Annotated in this window: 5 protein-coding genes; all 5 read left to right on the top strand. The window is 63.9% G+C overall.

All coding sequences use genetic code 11. The annotated features are described in order from the left end of the window. A partial coding sequence (locus tag PHE40_RS10530; RefSeq protein WP_299961537.1) for a transporter substrate-binding domain-containing protein occupies nt 1-753 on the top strand: 753 nt, incomplete at its 5' end. A 74-nt stretch (nt 754-827) separates the two neighbouring features. Continuing rightward, nucleotides 828-3,332, top strand: a complete 2,505-nt coding sequence (locus PHE40_RS10535; protein WP_299961539.1) for a helicase-related protein — start codon at nt 828-830, stop codon at nt 3,330-3,332. After that, nucleotides 3,332-3,610, top strand: a complete 279-nt coding sequence (locus PHE40_RS10540; RefSeq protein WP_299961541.1) for an RNA-binding S4 domain-containing protein — start codon at nt 3,332-3,334, stop codon at nt 3,608-3,610. Before PHE40_RS10535 ends, PHE40_RS10540 begins: the two co-directional genes overlap by 1 nt. An 89-nt stretch (nt 3,611-3,699) precedes the next feature. Further along, entirely contained in the window at nt 3,700-4,032 is a 333-nt protein-coding gene (gene fdxA, locus PHE40_RS10545; RefSeq protein WP_299961543.1) for a ferredoxin FdxA, read from the top strand. A gap of 104 nt (nt 4,033-4,136) precedes the next feature. Beyond that, nucleotides 4,137-4,810 (top strand): CarD family transcriptional regulator (locus PHE40_RS10550; RefSeq protein ID WP_408839064.1); only part of this gene is annotated, 674 nt, incomplete at its 3' end.

A 4,810-nucleotide genomic window follows, 5' to 3' on the forward strand; every position in this document is an offset into this window, starting at 1 on the left:
GCGCCGGTGGTGGCGGGCGCGAAGGCGATGACCGAGATCAAGTTCGGTGTGGATGCGACGTATCCGCCGTTTGAGAGTCTTTCCCCCAGCGGGAAGTTTGTAGGGTTTGATATTGATCTTGGCCGGGCCATCTGCGCCGATCTGAAGGTGAAATGTGTATTCATAAGCCAGAGTTTTGACGGCATTATCCCGGCTTTGCAGGCGCGCAAGTTCGATGCGATTTTATCCTCGATGACGGTGACGCCCGAGCGTGCCAAGCAGATCGATTTTTCTTCCGAGATGTATAACGAGCCGACCAGCCTGATCACCAAGAAAGGCGCGGGTCTGGAACCGACGGCGGCGAGCCTGAAAGGCAAGACCGTTGGGGTGGAGTCGGGCACGATTCAGGAGAGCTATGCGAAGACCTACTGGCAGCCCAATGGTGTGAACGTGATTTCCTATCCCGGCCAGGATCAGGTTTATGCGGATTTGCTCTCGGGCCGGCTGGACGCCTCATTGCAGGATTCCGTGGAGGCTGATTATGGTTTCCTGAAGACGCCGAAGGGTGCGAATTATGCGCTGGCCGGAAATGTGACGTATGATCCCAAGGACGTGCTGGGCTCCTACATCGCCATCGGTGTGCGCAAGAATGAGCCGGAACTTTTGAAGAAGATCGATTCGGCGATCGCGGCGATTATCGCGAACGGAACCTACAAGAAGATTGAGTCGCACTATTTTAACTTTGACGTCTACGGTGCCAATCCGGCAAAGTGAGTCAGTGCCCGGCCCCGTGTTAGCGCGGGGCCGATGGCTTGCAAAACCGGCCGAAGGCCATCACATGCTGGGCCATGTCCGGATCGTATTCCAAGGTGAGGGCGGTGCTGGGCCCCACCAACACCGGCAAGACGCATCTGGCGATGGAGCGTCTGCTGGGGCATTCCTCCGGCATGATCGGCTTTCCGCTGCGGCTGCTGGCGCGCGAGAATTACGAGCGCATGGTGGCGCGCAAGGGCGCCAAACATGTCGGGCTCATCACGGGTGAGGAAAAGATCGTGCCGCCGGGGGCGCGCTGGTTCTCCTGCACGGTGGAGGCGATGCCGCTGGACCGGCGGGTTGAGTTTCTGGCGGTAGACGAGATCCAGCTTTGCGCCGACCCGGACCGGGGGCATGTCTTCACTGACCGGCTGTTGCATGCGCGCGGCCTGGTGGAGACGATGTTTCTCGGCGCCGAGACGATCCGCCGCCTGCTGCTGCGGCTGGTGCCGGGGATTGAGGTTGAGACGCGGCCCCGGCTCTCGGCGCTTTCCTATGCCGGGCCGGTGAAGCTCTCGCGCCTGCCGCCGCGCTCGGCGATCGTGGCGTTCTCCGCGGCTGAGGTTTACGCCATTGCCGAGGCGGTGCGCCGCAGGCGGGGCGGCTGCGCGGTGGTGATGGGCCGGCTCTCGCCGCGCACGCGCAACGCGCAGGTGGCGCTGTATCAGGAAAAAGAGGTGGATTTTCTGGTGGCGACGGATGCCATCGGCATGGGGCTGAACATGGATGTGGACCATGTGGCCTTTGCCGGGCTCTCGAAATTTGATGGCCGCCAGCCCCGGATGCTGCTGGCGGCGGAGGTCGCGCAGATTGCCGGGCGGGCGGGGCGCGGGATGCGCGATGGCAGTTTTGGCGTCACCGGCGTTTGCCCGCCGCTGGGCGAGGAGCTGGTGGAGGCGGTGGAGGCGCATGCTTTCGAGTCGCTGGAGCAACTGGCCTGGCGCAATTCGGCGCTGGATTTTGCCTCGGTGGCGGCGCTGCTGGGCAGTTTGACCATGCCGCCAGGGGTGCCGGGGCTGGTGCGCGGGCAGGATGCGGCGGATGTTTTAACCCTGGAGGCGTTGAGCCACGACCCGGAGATCCGCAAGGCGGCGCAGGGGCGGGCGGCGACGCGGCTGTTGTGGGAGGCGTGCCAGATCCCCGATTTTCGCAAGCTGGCGACCGACGCGCATGTAAAATTATGTGCCAAAGTGTTCACGCATCTGCGCGCGGACAAAAATTTACCGGTGGATTGGGTGCGCGGCGAGATCGAGGCGCTGGACAAAGTCGAAGGAGATATTGATACCCTCATGCAGCGGCTGACGGATGTGCGCGTTTGGGCGTATATAACCGCCAGAGCTGATTGGATGCGCGATGCCACGCCCTGGGCGCGGCTGGCGCGCGAGATTGAGGATAGAATTTCAGACACGCTGCACATGAAGTTGATGGCGCGGTTTGTGGACAAGAGGGCGGCACATTTGACCAGACGGCTGGAAGACCAAGAGGCGGAAGAGTTGCAGGCGGTGGTGTCCAACCACGGCGTTGTGCTGGTGGAGGGCCATGAGGTGGGCCGCGTGGAGGGGTTCAACTTCCATCCGGACCCCGCGACGCAAGGGCAGGAGAAGAAATTTCTGCTGCGCGCGGCGCGCCGGGCCCTGGGGCAGGAGCTGCCGCGGCGGATTTTGCGCTGCGAGACCGCCGCCGATGAGGCGTTCAGCCTCACCGATGACCGGCAGGTGGTTTGGGAGGGTGCGAAGATCGCCCGGCTGAAGCGCAGCGAGAACCTGCTCAAGCCGGAAGTGGAGATTTGGCACTCCGAGTTCCTCGATGGGCTGGCGCGCGAGCGGTTGCGCGCGCGCATCAGCGCGTTCGTGGCGGCGGAGGTGGAAAAACGCCTGGGCGCGTTGCTGGTGGCGATGAAGGACCCTCCCTCGGAGCTTAGAGGGGTGATGTACCGGCTGGGTGAGGCTTCCGGCGTGATGGAGGCGGAAAACGTGGCGCAGGATTTGCGCCCGGCGCTCAAAAAACTGGGTGTGGAGGCCGGGCGGTTCGCGTTTTTCATGCCCGCCGTGCTGAAGCCTGGCTCCGCCAAGCTGCGCGCGCTGCTCTGGGGCGTGGCGCATGAGCGTAATCCGCCGCCGCTGCCTGCCGCCGGGCTGGTCTCGGCGCCGATGCCGGGTAACTGGGGGGCGGATTTCGCGCTCTCCATGGGTTGGCTGCCGGCCGGGCCGGTGATGGTGCGGCTGGATGTGGCGGAGAAGCTGGTGCGCGAGATGCATTATCTGGTGCGCAAGCATCCGGTGTTTCTGCCGCCCAACCTGGGCTCGCGCATGGGGCTGAAGCCCGACCAGCTCGCCCCGGTGCTGAATGCCCTGGGCTTTAGGATTATTCCGGCGCAGGTGCTGGGTGAGAAAAAATACGGCCCGGCGGCGCCCGCGATGCTGGCACGCCGCAAGATGGAGCCAAAGCCGGTGGCCCCGCCGCCGCCGCCGCCCGTGCCGGTTTCTGAGGATAATCCCTTTGCGGCGCTGGCGGCGCTGCGCCAGGCCGCCCGGCGCTGATGCCCGAGGAGGATGCCGGCTGGCAACGGCTGGATAAATTCTTGTTTCATGCGCGGTTTTGCAGGACGCGTAACGTAGCGGGGGATTTGGTGGCGGGCGGCGGGGTGCGGATCAACCGTCAGCCGGTGGAGAAAGCCCATGCGCGGGTGCGGGTGGGCGATGTGCTGACCCTGGCGCTGCCGCGCGGGGTGCTGGTGGCCGAGATTCTGGCCCTCGCGCCGCGGCGCGAGGGTGCAGCCCAGGCGCAACAGCTGTATAGGGAAATTGCCGCGGATTGATATTCACGCCGCGGCGGCTTGCCTTAATGCGCCGCCACGCGCATATCCGGGGCAGAATTGCCACCGTATTATCGTATTAGGAGTGCCTGATGACCTATGTGGTCACCGAGAATTGCATCAAGTGTAAATATATGGATTGCGTTGAAGTCTGCCCCGTGGACTGCTTCTACGTCGGCGAGAACATGCTGGTGATCCATCCGGACGAATGCATCGACTGCGGCGTGTGCGAGCCGGAATGCCCGGCGGAAGCCATTTTGCCTGATAGTGACGACCGCGCGACCCCCTGGGTTGAGCGTAACCTCAGCTTCGCCAAGGTGTGGCCCAATATCACCCGCAAGGGCACGGCGCCCGCGGATGCGGATGAGTGGAAGGACAAGCCAGGCAAGGAAGCCCTGCTTTCGCCCAAGCCTGGCCAGCCGTAAGCGCGCGGCCTCCCGTGACGGGAGGCCAAAATTCTGCTACAGGGTTGTATTTGAAACCGGACCGCCACACCGCCCGCCCGGTAATCGACTGTAGCGGAGTTGTCATGAGTCAGAAGCCGAAGACCGTGGCGGAGGATAAATCCGCCAAACCTCTGGACGAAACAATGAATGAAGTGACAGCGGCCGCCAGACCAGCCGAAAAACCCGCCGCCAAGCCGAAAACCGCCAAGCTGGCGGCAAAGCCGGTTGAGGATGTGCGCGAAGCCGTTCCCGTGGCCCCCGCGCCTGCACCTGCGCCTGCACCGGTCATCTCGCATTCGGGCGTGCCTGCCGGGCCGATGCGCCCGATGACGCCGCCGCGCGCCATGGCGAAGGCCGAAATTTTTGTCGCGGGCGATTTTGTGGTCTACCCGACGCATGGTGTGGGCAAGGTGGAGCGTATCGCCACCGAGGAGATCGCCGGGCATACGCTGGAACTGATCCACATCACCTTCGATGAAAACCGCATGACCCTGCGGGTGCCGACCAACAAGGCGCGCACCGCGGGTTTGCGCAAGCTCGCCTCGCGCAAGCAGTTTGATGATGTGCTGGCCGTGCTCAAGGGCCGTGCGCGCATCAAGCGCACCATGTGGTCGCGCCGGGCGCAGGAATATGAGGCCAAGATCAACTCCGGGGACCCGGCGGCGATCGCCGAGGTGGTGCGCGATTTGCACCGCAACGCCGGGCAGCCGGACCAGAGTTTCTCCGAGCGCCAGATTTATGAATCAGCGCTGGACCG

It is taken from the genome of Acidocella sp. (genome assembly GCF_028687955.1).
Classification (GTDB): Bacteria; Pseudomonadota; Alphaproteobacteria; order Acetobacterales; family Acetobacteraceae; genus Acidocella.

What these genes read in the sequence shown, in the direction of transcription:
- PHE40_RS10535 (WP_299961539.1), top strand. Translation starts at nt 828, where the DNA reads ATGTCCGGATCGTATTCCAAGGTGAGGGCGGTGCTGGGCCCCACCAAC.
- PHE40_RS10540 (WP_299961541.1), top strand. Translation starts at nt 3,332, where the DNA reads ATGCCCGAGGAGGATGCCGGCTGGCAACGGCTGGATAAATTCTTGTTT.
- fdxA (WP_299961543.1), top strand. Translation starts at nt 3,700, where the DNA reads ATGACCTATGTGGTCACCGAGAATTGCATCAAGTGTAAATATATGGAT.